Source organism: Micromonospora ureilytica, assembly GCF_015751765.1.
Taxonomy (GTDB): domain Bacteria; phylum Actinomycetota; class Actinomycetes; order Mycobacteriales; family Micromonosporaceae; genus Micromonospora; species Micromonospora ureilytica.
Window position 1 is genome coordinate 467,421 of sequence record NZ_JADOTX010000001.1, and the last position, 16,296, is coordinate 483,716.

Genomic DNA, 16,296 nt, shown 5'->3' on the forward strand with positions numbered 1-16,296 from the left:
GTGTCCGTTAGGGTTCCTGGGACCAGGCGGTCGTCGGCGTTGGGGGCAGAGGGTGGGCAGGCTCGCGTCGGCGTACGGACAGGCGGTCAACTCCCACCGGGCGGCGCGGGCGCATCTGGACAATGCCCGCAGCGTTCTGGGTGCGGCGCCGACCGCCGCCGCGCCGGTCGGCGCCAACGACCTCGTGGCCCGCCTCGCCCGCCTCGGCGGCACCCTGGCCACCCCCGCCCCGGGCGTCACGCCGCTGACCGACGCGCCGGCCGCGGTGCGGATCGGCGAGGCGTCCACAGCGGACGGCGGCTTTCCGGTGCTGGTCCCGCTCGGCGGCGGCCACCACCTGGCCCTGGACACCGACGCCCGGGACCCGCAGGTCGCCGGGCTGCTGCGGGCGCTCGTGCTGCGGCTGGTCGCCACCGCGCCACCCGGTCAGGTCCGCGTCGCCGGCATCGACACCGCCGCCCTCGGCGCGACCTTCGGCCCGCTGCGCCCACTGCTCGACGCCGGGGTGCTCGACCCGCCGGCCACCGGCGAGGCCGAGGTGGCCGCGCTGCTGGACGCCGCCGAGCAGCACGCCCGCGCCGCGCAGCACGGTCAGCCGGCCGCCCGACGCCTGCTGGTGGTGGTCGCCACCGCCGCGCCGCCGCCACGCGAGCTGGCCCGGCTCGCCGCGCTCACCCACGCCGGCCCGGCTGCCGCCGTGTGCGTGCTGCTCGCCGGCCACCCGTCCCGGCTGCCCGGCGAGACCCCGCCGCCGCTGGGCGGCACCACAGCGGTGCGGCTCAGCCAGGGATACGCGCACGTCGGTGACCCGCCCGGCACCCCGTTCAGCCCCGACGGCAGCGGGCTCGCCGCGCCCGTCCTGCTCGATGGCGACCCGCCGCCCGCCTCGGTACGCGCGCTCGCCGAGCACCTCGGCGCCGCCACCCGTCGCGCCGACGCGTTGCCCTTCACCGACCTGCTGCCCGAACGGCGTTGGGCCGAGTCCGCCGGCAACGGTCTGCGGACGGTGATCGGCCGGGCCGGCGGCGCCTCGACGGTGGCCGTCGACACCGCGCTGACGCTCGCCTTCGACGACGCCACCCCGCACTGGCTGGTGGGCGGGCGCACCGGCGCCGGCAAGACCGTCTTCCTCCTCGACGTCCTCTATGGGCTGGCCGCCCGCTACTCGCCGGCCGAGTTGCAGCTCTACCTGCTCGACTTCAAGGAGGGCGTGAGCTTCACCGAGTTCGTGCCCACCGGTCGGGACCCGTCCTGGCTGCCGCACGCCCGTGCCGTCGGCATCGAATCCGACCGTGAGTACGGTCTCGCCGTGCTGCGCGAACTGCGCCGGGAGGCGCAGCGCCGGGCCACAGCGCTCAAACGGCACGGCGTCACCAAGCTCGCCGACCTGCCCCCTGACAATCCGCTGCCGCGCATCGTGACTGTCATCGACGAGTTCCACGTGCTGCTCGCCGGCAACGACGCGTTGGCCCGCGAGTCCGTCGACCTGCTGGAGGAGTTGGCCCGCAAGGGCCGCTCGTACGGCATCCACCTGGTGCTCGCCAGCCAGAGCATGACAGGCATCGAAGCCCTCTACGGGCGGGCCGAGGCGATCTTCGGGCAGTTCGCGTTGCGGGTGGCGCTGCCCGGCGGTGGCGGGGTGCTCGACCAGCTCAACGACGCCGCAGCGGCCCTGCCGATCGGTTCCGCCGTGGTCAACACCGCAGCCGGCGCGGTCGGCGCCGACACCGTGCTGCGCTTCCCCGACGCCCACGCCGCCGCGGCGGACCTCGCCGCGTTGCGCCACGACCTGTGGCAGGCACGCCCGCCGGGCTCGCGGGCACCAGCGGTCTTCAAGGGGTACGAAGCGGCGCGGGTCGAGGACGACAGCACCTTCGGCGGCCTGCGCCCCGGTGGTCGACGCCCGATGGCCCTGGTCGGCCGAACCGTCGACGTGCACGGCACCACCGCACTGTTCCTGATGGACACCACCCCCGGCCGGCACCTCGCCGTGGTGGGCACCGCACCGACCGGCGCGGACGTGCTGCGCGCCGCGACGCTCAGCCTGGCCCGCCAGCACACCCCCGGCGACGCGCGGTTCCACCTGGCCTGCCTGGTCACCGTCGCCGACCCGGTCGCCGACGACACCGAAACGCTGCTGCGGGCCGCCGGCCACCCGGTGCAACGCCTCGACGCGGCCGGGCTGCGCGACCGGATCGTCGCGTTGGCCGCCGAGCCCACCGGCCGCGAATACCTCGTGGTGTTCGGCATGGACGCCGCCGCGCCCGTCCTCGGGGCCACCGACCCCGGCACGTTCCGCTCCGGCCTGGACGACCTGCGGACCGTCCTGCGCCAAGGGCCCGCGCAGGGGGTGCACCTTCTCGGCTGGTGGCGAGGGCTCCGCCGACTCGCCGACGACCTCGGCGGCACCCAGAACCGCGACGACGTCGCCTGCCTGGTCGCGCTCAACGTGCCCGGCGCCGAGTTGGCCCTGCACCTGGGCGTGCACGACCTGACCTACACGCCCCGCCCCGACCGGGCGCTGCTGATCGACCGGCACGACCAGCGCACCCGGCTGATCGTCCCGTTCGTCGGCGACGGGCACGACCCGGACGGGGAGCGGTGACAGTGTCCTTCGAGGAGTACGCGGCGCTGGCCCGACAACTCTCCGACCAGCACCGCGCCGGGGAACAACACGCCGCCGCCGAATCCGCGCGCCGCCGCGACCTGCACGCCGCCGTCGACTACCTCCAGCAGCGGCTGACCGCCCAGGGGCAGCGCCTCGACCAGCTCGGCCGCGCCATCGGCATCGACCAGCCACCCGCCGCCCCTGGCCCTGGCCCGGGGACGCCGGGTGAGACCGCCGCCTGGCCCGGCCCACCGACCGGCGTCGGGTCGCCCACCGCTCCCAGCTCCGGCCCGCCCTTCGCTGCTGGCGCTCCCACCGCGCCCGGAACCGGGGACGGGGGATCCGCCGGCGCAGCCGGCGTGCCGGGGCGGGCGGGGGTCGGGGCGTACCCCCAGTTGCCGGTAGGGGAGGCGCGGCTGGCGCTGCCGACGGCGGTGAGCCCGGCGGGCGGCGGGGTGCCCGCGCAGCGCACGGCGGCGGCCGACCCGGTGGTGGAGTTGGAGCTGGCCCGGCGAATGGCCGACGAGGCCGACCGGCACGGGCAGCAGGCGGAGCTGCTGGCCCAGCGGCCCGTGCTGCTGCCGACGTTGTCGCCCCTGGCCCGCGCGGTCGCCGTCTACGCAGCGTGCGGGGCTGCCGCCGGGGTGCTCGTGCTGATCCTGGTGCTCGCCTCCGGGGTCGGTCTGGTCGACGGCTTCACCCTCGGCGCGTGGATCTGCGCGGGGTTGCCGGCGGTGGCGTTCTTCGGCGGGTACCTGGTGCTGGGCCGGTGGGGGCGGCCCGCGATGGTCGCCGGCACCCCGCCGCGGTACCTGCCGCTCGGGTTCCTGATCTGCTTCCTGTTGGTGCCGATGGCCTACTGCGCCTACCTGCTGCTGGTCCGCGGCCTGCGCTGACAGTTCGAGGGGGCTGCTCGTGTCCCGGCCCTCCACTGTGTTCGCGTCGGTGCCGTAGTCTCGCGCCCCGAGCGCGTGTCGGTACGAAATCGGCTCGCCGAGGCTCTGGATCGTCGCGCCTCGACGTCTCGTGAGCGGTAGGTCGAAAGGTTGGTCAGAAAATTGCAGGGACAGACGTCCATCCACGTTGAGCCGACGTCGGCAGGGGACGGGCTCGCCGTTTCGCCGGTCAACACCGAGGCTCCCTCGACGCCTCGCTCCGAGCAGGAGCCAGGGCTGTCGGTCGTCACCGCGTCGCAGCAGGCCGGCGCGGGCGCGGTGGTTGCCGGTTTCGGGCTGATCGCCGTCGGGGCCGCCGCCGGCTGGATGATCTGGCGCAGCGGCGCCTCCGCCGCGAAGATCCAGCCCGAGGACACCACAGGCGTCTTCCTCACCCTGCTGGTCTTCGCCGCGGCGGTCGAGCGGATCCTGGAACCGTTTTCGCGGTGGCTGCCGGGGCGCGCCGCCGAGGCCGCGTTGTCCCAGACGGTGGCCAACGTGAACAGCCGGGTCGACGGCCCCTCGGACAGTGACCGCGAGGCGGTCGCCGTGGCCACCGCCAAGGTCGCGCGGGCGAAGGCGAACCGCACCATCGTCGCGTGGGGTCTCGCCAGCGGGATGGCCACCGTGGCGTCCAGCGCCGGCGGGTTCTACGTTCTGCACGCGGTAGCCGGCGCCGACTGGAACGGGGTGGCGGTTTGGGTCGACGCCGTCGTGACCGGTGTGATGGTCGGCAGCGGCACCAAGCCGTTGCACGATCTCATCACCCGGGCACAGAGCGGCCCGCCGTCGCCGTAACGCCCCGCCCCGCCTGGCCCGCCGGGCTGGCCTGCCCGGTCCGGCGGCAGGGCGTGATCCACTCGGTTTCATTGAAGTCGGGGTGTCCGTGTCAGCGGGATACCCCGACTTCAGCTATCTCGTGTCGATCTTGCGCTCTGTCGCGCTCACCGCCCGTCGGATTCGGCCCGTGCGCCTGCCGGTCGCCGGTCCGCGTCGTGCGCAGAGTCGTCGGCAGCGCCTGCGGCGGCCACGAGGATCTCGTCGAGCTCACGGTCGGTGAGACCGTCGTCTTCGAGCAGGCCGAGCAGCAACACCGTCCGCGCGACGATCGCCGCTGCGTCGTGGGGCACGGGCGGACGCTCACCGAGCGCCGCCCACACCAGCGCCTCGGCCAGCACCGGGTCGACGTCGCGCCCGGTCGCGTCGTAGCGTTCCCGAGCGGACGCCACGAACCGGATCACCGGCGCCCGATCCTGCCCCGCGACGAACCGCCGCCGTACCGCCACCAACAGCGCACCGGCCAGCAGGTCCGCGTACCGCAGCCAGTCCGACTCGGCGAACCGACCCAGCCGCCGTTCGTGGCCGCGCAGCCGCCCAGTCAGCAGGCCGCGCAGCGCCGCATGCGGGTCCGTCACCATCGTCGCTCCCTGATCATCGTGAGTGCCCTCCGGTGCGGGCGTGGCCTGGTCAATCGATGCCGCCTGGTGACCAGAGCACTCGCCGCCCGGCAGCCGCAGGCGATCACCTCGGCGCTGCCGGCGGCGCCGACCCTGTCGTTGTCGTGGTCGGCCTCGTTGTCGTGGTTGGGCCGGTTGTCGTGGTCGGCGTCATGGTCGGTCTGGTTGTTGTGGTCGGTCTGGTTGTTGTGGTCGGCCCCGTTGTCGTGGCTGGCCCGGCTGTGGTGGTCGGCGTCGTTGTCGTCGCTGGTGGGCCCGGGCGGCGAGGGCTGGGCCGGTGGCTCTCCGGTAAGTGCCGCCACCGAGCGATCGATCCGGCATCCCCCAACCGCGAGCCGGGCAACGACCAGGTCCAACCGGGTGATCGCCGCCGCGAGCTGCCGGGCTGCGACCACGTCCGCCACGTCCCGGGTACGCCGCATCCGGTCCTCGGTCGCCCCCAACCGCCAGCGGACACGAGCGGCCAGCGCGGCGGCCCGGTACGCGTCGAGCCGAGCAGCGTGTAGGCCGGCGAGCAGGTCCCCGACCGAGTCACCCGCTGACTCCCGATCGGCGGCCAAGCCGGCGTAGACCAGGCTCAGCGCCCGCCAGCACTCCGTGACCGCGTCCTGCCAGGGCAGCCGCCGACCGGGCGGTCCAGCCCCGTGCAACTGCGCCCCGGCCCGATCGGCAGCGGAGATGGTCGCCAGCCAGGCGGCACGGAGATCATCCAGAGTGTCGGTGCTCATTCGCCCGCCTCGGCACTGGACTTGACCAGGAGAGCGAAGCGCACCTCGGCGCAGGGGTAGTCGACGCCGCACTCGCAGAGCCAGCGACGCACCACCCGGGGCGGATGGGAGAAGAGGACGTCATCGGCGTCCTCGACGTCCTGATCGGACGCAAGGCGTCTTTCTGCTGGCGCCGGCGCTGGCGGGTCGGTGGGGGATTCGTCGGGTCGATCGGGCATCGGGGGGCTCCCGTCGGGTCGTCTCCTAGCTGCTCACGGCACTTGCGACGTCGGGGCGGCGTGCGGGCACGCCCCGGCACGCCCGGCCGAACGGGGGGACCGAGCGACCGGGCGCTTCCTGCGCGGTGGGAACGAACCAGCTCCGGGTTGCAGACCTGGGAGCCGGTCGGTTCGAACTTTACACAACTAGTCACAGATAGCAAGCACGACAACACGTTACTTGTCACGAGTAGTAACGCGTGATCAAATGGCGGGGCAGACCTGGGAGTCCATATGCCCGTCAAACCGAAGTGGGAACGGCTCGCGGACCACATCCGGGGCCAGATCGAGTCAGGAGAGCTTGCACCGGGGGACCAGTTGCCCTCCACGGTGCAGCTCAAGGCTCAGCACGGCGTTTCGACGACCGTGGTCCGGCAGGCCATCCTGGTCCTTCAAACGCAGGGCTGGGTGCAGGGTGTTCACGGGCTCGGCGTGTTCGTCGCCGACCGCTGAACCCGTGGACGCCACGAGATCTTGGAAGGAAAGTGCCCCTAGAGGGGCCGAATTCGTCCAAGATCTACCGCGGTGGGGTCGCTGATGCGCGATCAGGCGGTCGCGCTGGGTGCGCGGATCTCGTACGCTCCCATGTGGTCTCTGCCGGTGCGGTGGTGGAGGCGATGGTCCATCACGGGGAGGTGCGCGTGAGCGCAGCACAGATCATCGCGAGGTTGGCGGCGGCGTCGCAGAAGCTGGACGAGGCGAAGGCCAAGACCGCAGCGGCAGCACAGGACGCCGCCGAGGCGCGAGCACTCGTCGCCGGTGCGTTGGAAGGCGTAGCCGCCGGTCCGCTGGTCGGCATGATCGATTCGTACCGCCAGGCGCTTGCGCAGGCGTCCCAGGGTGGCGACCCGGCAAAGCAGCACGTGCAGGAGACGATCGCCAAGGTCCGAGCGCTGGGAAACTGACCACGGGTGGTGGCAGCGCAATCCACCAACCACCCGCGGCAGCCGGCGTCACCTTGCGCCCTGCGGTCCCACGATTAGGGTCGGCGCTCCCGGACCGCGACGGACGACGTGAGGCGCGGAGCCGAGAGAGCCGGGAGGCGCCGCAGCCCACCAGACGCAGGAGCGTCGGCCCAGAGGCAATTGCTGTTGGCGGGTCAGCGGCGGCGACAGCATGGGCGACGGTTTCGGAGTTCTTGCCGGCTCTGCCGAAGGCGGTAGCCGGCGTCGTCCTCGGGGCCGTGGCAACCTGGGGATCCCTCAAGGCTTACAAAGCGAGATCGCAGGATGGCGGAGGTTCCGTTGAAGATCGATGAGCGAGTTGAGCAGCTCGTCCGTGACGCGTTGCACTGGGCCGTCAAGCGGCAACCGGTTGAGTTTGATGAAGCGCTCAAGGCGTTTTCTGACGCATACCTGCGACAGTCCGCCCTGGAGTTGCTGGCTGCCATCACGGCCTTCGTCAGTGCGGACATTTGCCAAGGCAGGCCGTCGACTGAGCAGATCAAGCAGTTGGCCGAGGAGGTTGCCGACGCAGAAGGTTGGAGCTCGGCAACCTCTCCCGAGGTCGAAGCCTTCCTCGATGCTGTTGTGACCGGTCGACCGTTGTCAGGTGTGCTGCCAGCCGACAGCGCAGTCGTCCTGGCTTTCGTGGTAGCCGCAAGTCTCCTGTCTTTTCGCCCTAAGAGTGAGGGCGAGTGGTGGTTCAACTACCTGGACAGGGTGGAGGCAGCCATCGAGGCGGCGGGGTGACCGGCGTGCCTGAGCCGGTCGTCCAAGACGGTGGCGAGCTGGACGGCTTCCGCATCGGCTATCTGCCGCCGGACGTTGCTGACCTGGTTTCGGACTTCGCCTCCGAGTGGGAGGACGTCACTTTCACCACGCGGGTCTGGGAACGTCAAGTTGAGGACGGCCACCGAGTCGACCTGCGGGTACACGTGCTCCGGGGCGACCGGCTGGGCGCCCTCGCCGAGCTACGCGACTTCCTGGCCGAGTATCACGAGCGCGATAACGCAGACTGGGCACTCACCGACTTTCAGCATGGCGAGGATCCCGGCCTCATCGGTGCCGCCGAGGCGTTTTGGCTGGCCGCGCCTGGGGTGGCCGTCAACGTGCTGGTCGATCCGGAGCGGTTCCCCGCGGACACCTTGCGGGCGATTACGCAGCGGATTACAGCAGCCGCCAGCCCCCGGGCTTAGGGGATCCGCTCGGCTCCGGCAGCCAGGCCCCGGCGGCATGACGAGTCCCGACACGCCGTCGGTCCAGCTGATACTGGACCGGTCCGCGCTGCTTGCCTACGTGGCCGGGTCCATGGATGTCGCCGAACCCATCCACGAGGTGGCCCACGACGGGGCCCGGTTGGGTGTGCCGGCTGTGGTCGCGGCCGAAGTGCTGGCGGTGGTGGAGCACGATGCCTCGGTGCTGACCAACGAGGGTACGGCGTACGGCGATGGCGGCGACCTTCCGGTCATCCGCTTTCCTGGCTAGCGCCCTCGACCGGTTCAGCGCGTGATGCGGAACGTCTGCTCGAACCGCGGTCCGCCACAGCCCACGTCGCCGCACAGGTCGAAGCCTCCGCTGATCAGGGCCACACCGGGCTTGATGACGAGGCCGCCACCCTCCACCCACGCCCGCCCGGTCGCGATCTGCGGCTGGCCGGTGCAGTGGACAGGACCCCAACCGGAGGCGTACGCGACCCTGTCGCCCGACCGTTGTCGGATGATCAGCTCGACGCCACCGGACAGGCCGGATTGGCAGGTCACGGCGACGCTGACGTCCACGGCGACGCCGCGCGCGACCAGGGTCGCGGACGTGATCTCGCCGTCACTTGCCGCGCTGGCCGGCGTGGGCGCCAGCACCACGAACAGTGACAGGCCGAGTAGTGCGATGGTGGTGATGATGCGGCGCACGACGGTCCTCCTTGCCGGAGTGGGTGCTTACCTGGAGTCACCCTAGCCCTCCCCGGCACTGAGAGATATCAATCGATCGTGGGTTCGCGTTCGATGACGACGACCGGGATCTCGCGGTCGGTCTCCTTCGCGTAGCGGGCGTACGTCGGGAAGACCTTCGTCATCACCGGCCACAGCCGGACGCGCTCCTCGCCGGTCGCGGTCCGGGCCCGGCCGACGATCCGCTCGGCGCCGACCTGGATCTCCACGGTCGGGTCGGCGGTGAGGTTCAGGTACCAGGCGGGGTGCGTGACCGCGCCGCCGTTGGACGCCACCAGCAGATGGTTGTCGCCGTCGCGTCCGTACATCAGGGCCGTGCGGCGCAGCTTGCCCGATCGGCGTCCGCGGGTGGTGAGCAGCAGCGAGGGTACGCCGTGGAAGGTGCCGCCGTCGGCGCCGTCGCTCCGCACGTAGCGCCGGATGTGGCTGGCGACCCAGCCAACCGGGCTGTCCTCGACCGTCTCGTTCTGCTCGTGTGTGGTCACGCCATCGCCTCCATCGTCGAGCCCGGACGGTCGAACGGACGCGTCGACCATACGTCGGGGTCAGGGCGCCCGGATCAATCAGTCGCGCGAGCGCGGCAGGCAGCACTTCTTGTACTTGGCGCCGGACCCGCACCAGCAGGTGTCGTTGCGGCCGGGTGGCCAGGCGGTCACGCCGGCTTCGTCGAGGCTGTCGGCGTACTCGTCGAGGGTTTCCTCGCTGGTGGGGTCGCTTCCGGTGGGTTCGGCGAAGGCCGCCAGCCCGGCGGCGGTGCCGACGACCACCCCCAGGTCGGCGCCGCCCAGCCCGGATGCCTCGACGAGGGCGCGTTCGATCTGGGCGCGGTGCTCGTCCCAGGTGGCGGGGTAGCTGTCAGCGAGGGCGGGCCAGCGCAGCAGCAGCGCGGTGAACTCCGCCTGCGGCCAGAACAGCAACGTCGCCGGGCCGTCGTCGAGGGCGCCGAGCGCGTGGTCGCTCGCGGCGCGCAGCCGGTCGGCGAGGTTGTCGTACTCGTCGTGGGGTAGGCCCTGCTCCTCGCGCAGGTCGTGCCGCTGCTGGGCCAGGCCGTAGATCATGGCGGCGGCCTCGTCCTGGGCGTCCTCGGATTCGTGCTGCTGGGTGCGGGTGCGTTCCAGGATGGCGTCCAGCGCCCCGGTGAGCCATTCCATCGCCGTGTCGCCGTGGCCGGACTCGACCAGCTCGTCGATCAGGTACATGGACTTGGGGTTGGTCTCCAGCAGCGGACGCAGGGCGGTCAGCTCGGCCATGCCCTCGTCGGTACGTCCGAGGCGCAGCAGCAGGCCGCCGCGCACCCCTCGCGCGTACGCGTTGTCGTCCGGCTGCTCGGCGACGGCGCGGGTGGCCAGCGTGAGCGCGTCGGCCAGGTCGCCGGCCTGCTCCAGGATGTCCGCGGCGACCAGCAGGGCGAACCCGATGTCGTCGGGATCCGCGACGCGCCCCTCGTCGACGGCGCCCACCAGTTCGGCGACGAGCGCGGCCGGGTCGGGGCTCTTGGAACCCAGGTTGCCGATCTCATCGATGCGGTCGGCGGTCAGCAACTCGGACATGGGCGCATCCTGAAAGACGACGGACGGTGGGTGGGGAAGCGGCCAGCGTACTCCTGGATATGCCGCAGCCCGGGCGGCGAACCGCCCGGGCTGCGCCACGTTCCCTCAGCGGGTCGCTGGCATGGTGGCGAACTCGCCGGCTAGCTCCGACTCGACGATCGTCGTGGCGGACGGCCGGCGACCGGCCGACGCCCGCCGGGCGGACGGGACGGCGAGGGCCGCGAGCGCGGCGGCCAGGGCGATCGCGGTGAGGACGAGAAACCCCATCGTGAAGCCGGCCTCCCTGGGTAGGCCGTTGGCCTGCGGGTGCGCGGTGATCACGCCGCTGACCACGGCCGCGCCGATCGCGCCGCCGATGGTGCGGATGTTGGCGTTCATGCCGGTCGCCACGCCGGTCTGGCTGGCCGGCACGCTGGCGACGATCAGGTTGGCCATCGAGGCGAAGGCCAGGCCGATGCCGAGCCCGACCAGGCCACCGGCGACGGCGACCTGCCACCGGGTGTCGTGCGCGGTGGCGAGCATCGCGGAGGCGGCCACGTTGAACGTGGCGCCGGTGGCGAGCTGCGCCTTGGCGCTGAAGACGGCCTGGAGTCGCCCGGCGATGATGCCGGCGACGAACATCGCGCTGACCATCGGGAGCATGAGCAGGCCGGCCTGACTGATGCTCGCCCCGAAGCCGTAACCGGCGGCGGTCGGGGTCTGCAGGAACTGGGGGAGGAACGCGTACACGGAGAACATCGACGCGCCGTAGAGCAGGGCGACGAGGTTGGTGGTCCAGACGCCGGGCAGGCGCATCATCCGCATGTCGATCAGCGGATTCTTCGACCGCAGTTCGGTCACCAGCCAGCCGACCAGCAGCACCACGGCGAGCGCCAGCAGACCGAGCACCCGGGCGGAGGTCCAGCCCCAGGTGGCGCCCTGGCTGATCGGCAGCAGCAACGCGACAAGCCAGCCGGAGAGCAGCAGTGTGGCGCGCCAGTCGATGCGACCGGGGGTACGGACCGGCGACTCGGGCACGAACAGGTGGGCGGCCACGGCGGTCAGCCCGACCACGACCATGGGGATCCAGAACAGCCAGCGGTAGTCCAGCGTGCTGACGATCGGGCCGGCCAGCACGATGCCCAGGCCGCCGCCGACGGCGACGATCGCCGAGATGGCGGCCACGGCGGTGGAGACCCGCGCGGCGGGGAACTCGTCGCGGATGATGCCGAACGACAGCGGGAAGACCGCTCCGCCGATGCCCTGGACGACCCGGGCGAGGATGAGGACGCCGATGTTCGGCGCGATGGCGGCCAGCAGGCAGCCGAGGGCGAGGGCGGCGAGCGAGACGACGAGCATCCGCTCCTTGCCGATCATGTCGCCGACGCGTCCGAGGATCGGCGTGAAGATCGACGCGCTGAGCAGGTAGGCGGTCAGGACCCAGGTCACTGTGTTCTGGGAGGTGTGCAGGTCCTGCTGGATGGTCGGCAGCACCGGGGTGATCAGCGACTGGAGCATCGCGAAGAACCCGGCGCCGGCCGCGAGCACGGTGAAGGTGAGCCGACGCGAGCTGCGTCGGGAGGTCACTGCCACGAGAGAAAACTCCCTGAGTACGTACGGGAATGAGGCTTGTCACCCGTCGTCTGGGACGGGGTGGTCTGTCGGGGTCCGGGCGATCGGGGTGGCCAGGCGGCGATCGGGCGGGTCCCGAGGTAAGGTAACCGGAGGCAGGCCTCCGGGATTCCGGAGGGGTGCCTCCACTAAGCTAACGGAGGGTCCCCTCCGGATGCAACCAGGGTGAGGTGACGCACGTCATGACCGGTGCGAGGCAGGCGCCCGAGGTCTTCGCCCAGCGGCCCAAGCGGGCCGACGCGCGGCGTAACTACGACGCCCTGATCGTGGCGGCCCGTGAGGCGTTCGCCGAGCACGGCGCCGCAGCCTCCCTGGAGGACGTGGCCCGCCGGGCCGGCGTGGGCATCGGCACTCTCTACCGCAACTTCCCGACCCGTCGGCACCTGTTCGAGGCCGTGTACGTCGAGGAGGTCCGGGCTCTCTGCCACTCCGCCGAGGGCCTGGCCGAGCTGCCACCCTGGGACGCGTTCGTCGCCTGGCTGCACCGCTTCGTCGCGTACGTCGCCACCAAGCGGGCGCTCGCCGAGCAGTTGCTGCACGACTCCGAGATCTTCGCCAGCTGCCGCACGGAGATCTTCTCCGCCGGTGAGCCGCTGATGCGTCGCGCCCAGGCCGCCGGTGTGGTCCGTGACGACATCGGCTTCGACGACGTGGTGCGGCTGATCAGTGGCCTCACCATGGCCCAGTTCCCGTCACCCGAACAGCGCGACAGGGTGCTCGGCGTCGCCCTGGACGGCCTGCGACCACCGGCCGCGTCGCGCTGACGCCCGTCCGGCCGGTCAGCTGTCGACAAGCAGCAGCCACTCGTCGTCGAGGCGCTCCACAGTGGTGCCCGCCGGCCAGCGGTGGCCAGGATCGGCCAACGCCCGAGCCTGCTCGACCTGCGGCGGCCGGCTGAACTGCGTGTCGCGGAAGCTGGTCATGCTGTGGAACCGGGCTCGGCCGAAGTTCGCGGCGTCGAGAAAGCGGGCCCGGTCGAACAGCGCCTCCGCGCCGAACACGGTCCAGCGGAACAGCGCCATGTTCGTGAAACGGACGGCGTGGAAGCCGGCCGATCGGCCGAACTCGGTGTGCTCCATCGACAGGGCGCCGTCGAAGACGGCCTCCCGAAACGTGGCGGCGTCCTCGAAGCGGGTCGCGTCGAAGCTGGTCGGCTGACCGAAGGTCACCCGACGAAACGAGGTCAGGCCGGCGAAGCTGGCACGCCGGCAGGACAGGCCGCCGACGAAGGTGGCGTCGTCGAAGCTGGCTCCACCGCCGACGCGAATGCCGTCCAGGATGACCTCGCCGTCGGCCGCGAGCCCTTCGAAGACCACGTCGTCGACGGTCGCCGCCGTGAGCAGCAGCCGCCCCTGCGCCGTCGCGCCCGCGAAGGTGGTCGTGCCGGTGAACACCGCGCCGGTGAAGTTCGCGTCGACGAGCGTGCAGCCGGCGGCGTCGAAGTCGACAAGCGTGGCGCCGGCCAGGTCGAGCCTCAGCTCCGGCCAGTGGGTCGCGTCGTCCGCGCGCAGGTGCCGGGTGAGCACGCGCTGCGCGCTGCGCCGGACCTCCGTCTCGCGCGGCTCGCCGTCGGGCGCCGGCATCCGCAGGTACGCGCAGAGCACCGCAGCGATGGTCGGGCGCTGCCCCGGATTGTCCTGACCGAGGCGCTCCAGAGCGTGCAGGCCGCCGAGGCGTACCGCCGCGCTGTCGTTGCCGAGCAGCTCGACCGCGCGGGTGTAGAGCTCGGTCAGCCGACGCTCCGCCGCGTCGTGCTCGGCGGCTCCGGACTGGCGGTCCTGGTGGCGCTGCGCGGCCTCGGCGACCGTCTCGGCGTGCGCCTGCACCCGGTCGCGGTGCACCTGGTCCCGTGCGGCGACGCTCTCCTGGTGCCGCTGCGCGCGTTCGGTGATCCACTGGCGGCGGGCGGCGAGCAGCAGCGCGAGCCCTCCGCCGGTGCCGGCGACGACAGTCAGTCCGGTGCGGATCGCGTCGATGCGCAGCGTGGCGCGGGTGTCGGGTTGGCTGGCGCGGCCGGCCTCGGTGAGCAGCAGGTCCAGCACCAGCCAGCCCAGCGCGACGGCGGCCAGTAGGCCGACCAGGACCAGCCACCACGGCATCACCCGCAGCTCGCGCTCGGTGGGTTCGTCGACAGCCACGACCACAGCATGCCAGTCACCGATGGTGTCCGATATGGAGCGTGGCGCTATGACCGTTTACGCCCCCGCCGGAACAACGGGTTACCGGCGCGTAACAAGTCATTGACGTTTCTAAATTGTTAAGGGCATCATCGTCGCACGGTCGACCGGACACCCCCACCCACCTGCCCGGTTCGCCGGGTGCCTCCCCCCGGAGGTGCAGCGATGCTGCTCCGAAAGACCGCCCTCGTCCTGGCCCTCGCCACCGCCGCGCTGCTCACGTCCGCCGCCACGGCGACCGCCGCCCCGGCCGCTGTTGCCCCCACAACGCCATTCGCCGCCGCGGCGGTCAATCCCGTCATCGTGGTCGGCGGGCTCAGCGGCGTCGCCGTCGCGTACGAGCCGATCGCCGCCCGCCTACGCGCCGACGGCTACCGCACCTTCATCTACCAACTCCCCGGACTGGGCCTCGGTGACATCCCCACCTCGGCCCGCGCGTTCGCCACCTACGTCGAGCAGGTACGCGCCAACACCGGCGCGGCGACTGTCGACGTCGTCGCCCACTCCGAAGGGGGCCTGGTCAGCCGGTACTACCTCAAGCGGCTCGGCGGCACCGCCACCGTCGGCCGGTACGTCAGCCTGGGCACACCGCAGTACGGCACGTACGTCGCCAACATCGCGGCGTTCCTGGGCCTGGGCAGCTGCGCCGGCATCGTGGCCTGCCAACAGATGACCATCGGCTCGGCGTTCCTCGCCGACCTCAACGCCGGCGACGACACCCCGGGCGCGGTGCGCTACACCACCGTCCGCACATTGCAGGACGAGTTGGTCCGGCCGACCGGGAACGCCGCCGTCAACGACGGTGCGACGAACGTGCTGATCCAGGCGTACTGCCCGCTGCGGGTGGTCGGGCACCTCGGTCTGGTGCTCGACGGCACGGCGTACACCATCGTGCGCGGCGCTCTGGTCGACGGCCCGGTGCGACCCAACTGCCTCGCGCTCTGACCCGGTCTGCGTGCGGCGGTCCCGGAGGGGACCGCCGCACGCAGACCGCGCGGTGGGTCAGCTCGCCTTGGCGAGCGCCTCGAACTCGTCGTCGGTGAGCCGCACGTCGGCCGCACCCACGTTCTCCTCCAGGTGCGCCACCGAGGACGTGCCGGGGATCGGCAACATCACCGGCGAGCGGCGCAGCAGCCAGGCCAGCGCGAGCTGCGCGGGCGACGCGCCGTGCGCGTTGGAGATGGCGTCCAGTGGGCCGCCCGGCCGGGCCAGCTCACCTGTCGCGATCGGGTACCACGGGATGAACGCGAGGTCGTTGCGCTCGCAGTACTCCAGCACGTCCTCGGCGCTGCGGTTGGCGAGGTTGTACAGGTTCTGCACGGACGCGATCGTCGTGATCGCCCGGGACTCCTCGATCTGCGCGACGCTCACCTCGGACAGCCCGATGTGCTGGATCTTGCCCTCCTCCCGCAGCAGGGCCAGCTCACCGAGCTGATCGGCGAGCGGCACCTTCGGGTCGATCCGGTGCAGCTGGTACAGCGGGATGCTGTCCAGGCCGAGGTGGCGCAGGCTCAGTTCGCACTGCTGGCGCAGGTACTCCGGGCGACCCACCGCACGCCAGTCGCCAGGCCCGGACCGGGTGAAACCACCCTTGGTCGCGATGACCAGATCATCGGCGTACGGGTGCAGGGCCTCCCGGATCAGCAACTCCGACACGAACGGCCCGTACGAGTCGGCGGTGTCGATGAACGTCACGCCCAGCTCGATCGCACGGCGCAGCACGCGAACCGCCTCGGCCGGATCCTTCGGGTCACCCCAGACCCCCGGGCCGGTGATCTGCATGGCCCCGTAGCCGAGCCGGTTGACCGTGACGTCGCCGCCGATCCGGTACGTGCCGGACGCCTTCGCGGGCTGTTCACTGATGTTTGTCGCCATTGCCCGATCCCCAATCGTCTCGTCGTGGCGGGCGTGGACAGCGCGGGCGTGAAGAGCCCACCCGCCACCGATGGATCATCCCCCGGAACTCCACCGCCATGCCGCCGGTCGGCCGAGTGTGGGCGCGGACACGCCATGGGCGCGTGAGCCGAGTTGCCGGGAAGCGCCCGGTACGACCGGGGTGTCCATGCGACGCTGGCCGGAGCCGGTG

The 16,296-nt window shown here is 71.9% G+C and carries 19 protein-coding genes; 10 read left to right on the forward strand and 9 right to left on the reverse strand.

Features of this window, described 5'->3' with window-relative positions:
• The first annotated feature begins 52 nt into the window (after positions 1 to 52).
• The 3 genes from IW248_RS02175 to IW248_RS02185 all read left to right on the forward strand — a co-directional run bounded on the left by IW248_RS02175 (position 53) and on the right by IW248_RS02185 (position 4,341).
• Positions 53 to 2,605, forward strand: coding sequence for an FtsK/SpoIIIE domain-containing protein (locus IW248_RS02175; RefSeq protein WP_196925429.1), 2,553 nt, complete (start codon positions 53 to 55; stop codon positions 2,603 to 2,605).
• Positions 2,602 to 3,504: a hypothetical protein gene (locus IW248_RS32795; protein ID WP_307787638.1), complete on the forward strand. Its 903-nt coding sequence runs from the start codon at positions 2,602 to 2,604 to the stop codon at positions 3,502 to 3,504. The genes IW248_RS02175 and IW248_RS32795 overlap by 4 nt, the downstream gene beginning before the upstream one ends.
• Positions 3,505 to 3,666: 162 nt before the next feature.
• Complete coding sequence (locus IW248_RS02185) at positions 3,667 to 4,341, forward strand: hypothetical protein (protein WP_196925430.1); 675 nt, start codon at positions 3,667 to 3,669, stop codon at positions 4,339 to 4,341.
• Positions 4,342 to 4,487: 146 nt separating this feature from the next.
• On the opposite strand, the gene IW248_RS02190 is transcribed toward IW248_RS02185, so the two are convergent.
• From IW248_RS02190 to IW248_RS02200, 3 genes are read right to left on the reverse strand one after another with little or no spacing between them, the layout of a single operon-like run.
• A complete protein-coding gene (locus tag IW248_RS02190) occupies positions 4,488 to 4,958 on the reverse strand; it encodes a hypothetical protein (protein ID WP_196925431.1) in 471 nt (156 codons plus the stop codon).
• Positions 4,955 to 5,728, reverse strand: a complete 774-nt coding sequence (locus IW248_RS02195; protein ID WP_196925432.1) for a hypothetical protein — start codon at positions 5,726 to 5,728, stop codon at positions 4,955 to 4,957. Before IW248_RS02195 ends, IW248_RS02190 begins: the two co-directional genes overlap by 4 nt.
• Positions 5,725 to 5,946 (reverse strand): hypothetical protein, encoded by a 222-nt coding sequence (locus tag IW248_RS02200; RefSeq protein WP_196925433.1) that lies wholly within the window; start codon positions 5,944 to 5,946, stop codon positions 5,725 to 5,727. The genes IW248_RS02195 and IW248_RS02200 overlap by 4 nt, the downstream gene beginning before the upstream one ends.
• Before the next feature lie 273 nt (positions 5,947 to 6,219).
• Here IW248_RS02200 and IW248_RS02205 point away from each other — a divergent pair, with 273 nt between their 5' ends.
• The 5 genes from IW248_RS02205 (at position 6,220) to IW248_RS02225 (ending at position 8,411) form a co-directional block, all read left to right on the forward strand.
• The gene (locus IW248_RS02205) at positions 6,220 to 6,438 is read left to right on the forward strand and encodes a winged helix-turn-helix domain-containing protein (RefSeq protein ID WP_196925434.1); all 219 of its coding nucleotides are present in this window, start codon (positions 6,220 to 6,222) and stop codon (positions 6,436 to 6,438) included.
• A 188-nt stretch (positions 6,439 to 6,626) separates the two neighbouring features.
• Complete coding sequence (locus IW248_RS02210) at positions 6,627 to 6,890, forward strand: DUF6244 family protein (protein WP_030489032.1); 264 nt, start codon at positions 6,627 to 6,629, stop codon at positions 6,888 to 6,890.
• Positions 6,891 to 7,229: 339 nt separating this feature from the next.
• Positions 7,230 to 7,676: a hypothetical protein gene (locus IW248_RS02215; protein WP_196925435.1), complete on the forward strand. Its 447-nt coding sequence runs from the start codon at positions 7,230 to 7,232 to the stop codon at positions 7,674 to 7,676.
• Complete coding sequence (locus IW248_RS02220; RefSeq protein ID WP_307787640.1) at positions 7,673 to 8,122, forward strand: hypothetical protein; 450 nt, start codon at positions 7,673 to 7,675, stop codon at positions 8,120 to 8,122. Before IW248_RS02215 ends, IW248_RS02220 begins: the two co-directional genes overlap by 4 nt.
• Positions 8,123 to 8,159: 37 nt before the next feature.
• Entirely contained in the window at positions 8,160 to 8,411 is a 252-nt protein-coding gene (locus tag IW248_RS02225; RefSeq protein WP_196925436.1) for a hypothetical protein, read from the forward strand.
• Positions 8,412 to 8,425: 14 nt separating this feature from the next.
• Here IW248_RS02225 and IW248_RS02230 read toward each other — a convergent pair whose 3' ends face one another.
• The 4 genes from IW248_RS02230 to IW248_RS02245 all read right to left on the reverse strand — a co-directional run bounded on the left by IW248_RS02230 (position 8,426) and on the right by IW248_RS02245 (position 11,994).
• The gene (locus IW248_RS02230) at positions 8,426 to 8,833 is read right to left on the reverse strand and encodes a hypothetical protein (protein WP_196925437.1); all 408 of its coding nucleotides are present in this window, start codon (positions 8,831 to 8,833) and stop codon (positions 8,426 to 8,428) included.
• Positions 8,834 to 8,901: 68 nt separating this feature from the next.
• A complete protein-coding gene (locus IW248_RS02235) occupies positions 8,902 to 9,357 on the reverse strand; it encodes a nitroreductase family deazaflavin-dependent oxidoreductase (RefSeq protein ID WP_307787641.1) in 456 nt (151 codons plus the stop codon).
• A gap of 78 nt (positions 9,358 to 9,435) precedes the next feature.
• Entirely contained in the window at positions 9,436 to 10,422 is a 987-nt protein-coding gene (locus tag IW248_RS02240) for an SEC-C domain-containing protein (protein WP_196925439.1), read from the reverse strand.
• Between the two features lie 105 nt (positions 10,423 to 10,527).
• On the reverse strand, positions 10,528 to 11,994 hold the full coding sequence (locus IW248_RS02245; RefSeq protein WP_196925440.1) for an MFS transporter: 1,467 nt from the start codon (positions 11,992 to 11,994) through the stop codon (positions 10,528 to 10,530).
• A gap of 221 nt (positions 11,995 to 12,215) precedes the next feature.
• Here IW248_RS02245 and IW248_RS02250 point away from each other — a divergent pair, with 221 nt between their 5' ends.
• Positions 12,216 to 12,797, forward strand: a complete 582-nt coding sequence (locus IW248_RS02250) for a TetR/AcrR family transcriptional regulator (protein WP_196925441.1) — start codon at positions 12,216 to 12,218, stop codon at positions 12,795 to 12,797.
• A 15-nt stretch (positions 12,798 to 12,812) separates the two neighbouring features.
• Here the strand turns inward: IW248_RS02250 and IW248_RS33605 are convergent, their stop codons facing one another.
• On the reverse strand, positions 12,813 to 14,171 hold the full coding sequence (locus tag IW248_RS33605; protein WP_196925442.1) for a pentapeptide repeat-containing protein: 1,359 nt from the start codon (positions 14,169 to 14,171) through the stop codon (positions 12,813 to 12,815).
• Between the two features lie 204 nt (positions 14,172 to 14,375).
• On the opposite strand from IW248_RS33605, the gene IW248_RS02260 reads away from it, so the two are divergent.
• A complete protein-coding gene (locus IW248_RS02260) occupies positions 14,376 to 15,155 on the forward strand; it encodes an esterase/lipase family protein (protein ID WP_196925443.1) in 780 nt (259 codons plus the stop codon).
• Between the two features lie 57 nt (positions 15,156 to 15,212).
• Here IW248_RS02260 and IW248_RS02265 read toward each other — a convergent pair whose 3' ends face one another.
• Positions 15,213 to 16,085 carry an aldo/keto reductase gene (locus IW248_RS02265; protein WP_196925444.1) on the reverse strand — a complete coding sequence of 291 codons (873 nt, stop codon included), beginning with the start codon at positions 16,083 to 16,085 and terminating at the stop codon, positions 15,213 to 15,215.
• Between the last annotated feature and the right edge of the window lie 211 nt (positions 16,086 to 16,296).

Bases quoted from the DNA above. Each gene is read 5' to 3' on its own strand.
- IW248_RS02260 (WP_196925443.1), top strand. From the start codon at position 14,376: ATGCTGCTCCGAAAGACCGCCCTCGTCCTGGCCCTCGCCACCGCCGCG.
- IW248_RS02205 (WP_196925434.1), top strand. From the start codon at position 6,220: ATGCCCGTCAAACCGAAGTGGGAACGGCTCGCGGACCACATCCGGGGC.
- IW248_RS02195 (WP_196925432.1), bottom strand. From the start codon at position 5,728: ATGAGCACCGACACTCTGGATGATCTCCGTGCCGCCTGGCTGGCGACC.
- IW248_RS02200 (WP_196925433.1), bottom strand. From the start codon at position 5,946: ATGCCCGATCGACCCGACGAATCCCCCACCGACCCGCCAGCGCCGGCG.
- IW248_RS02225 (WP_196925436.1), top strand. From the start codon at position 8,160: ATGACGAGTCCCGACACGCCGTCGGTCCAGCTGATACTGGACCGGTCC.
- IW248_RS02250 (WP_196925441.1), top strand. From the start codon at position 12,216: ATGACCGGTGCGAGGCAGGCGCCCGAGGTCTTCGCCCAGCGGCCCAAG.
- IW248_RS02240 (WP_196925439.1), bottom strand. From the start codon at position 10,422: ATGTCCGAGTTGCTGACCGCCGACCGCATCGATGAGATCGGCAACCTG.
- IW248_RS02265 (WP_196925444.1), bottom strand. From the start codon at position 16,085: ATGGCGACAAACATCAGTGAACAGCCCGCGAAGGCGTCCGGCACGTAC.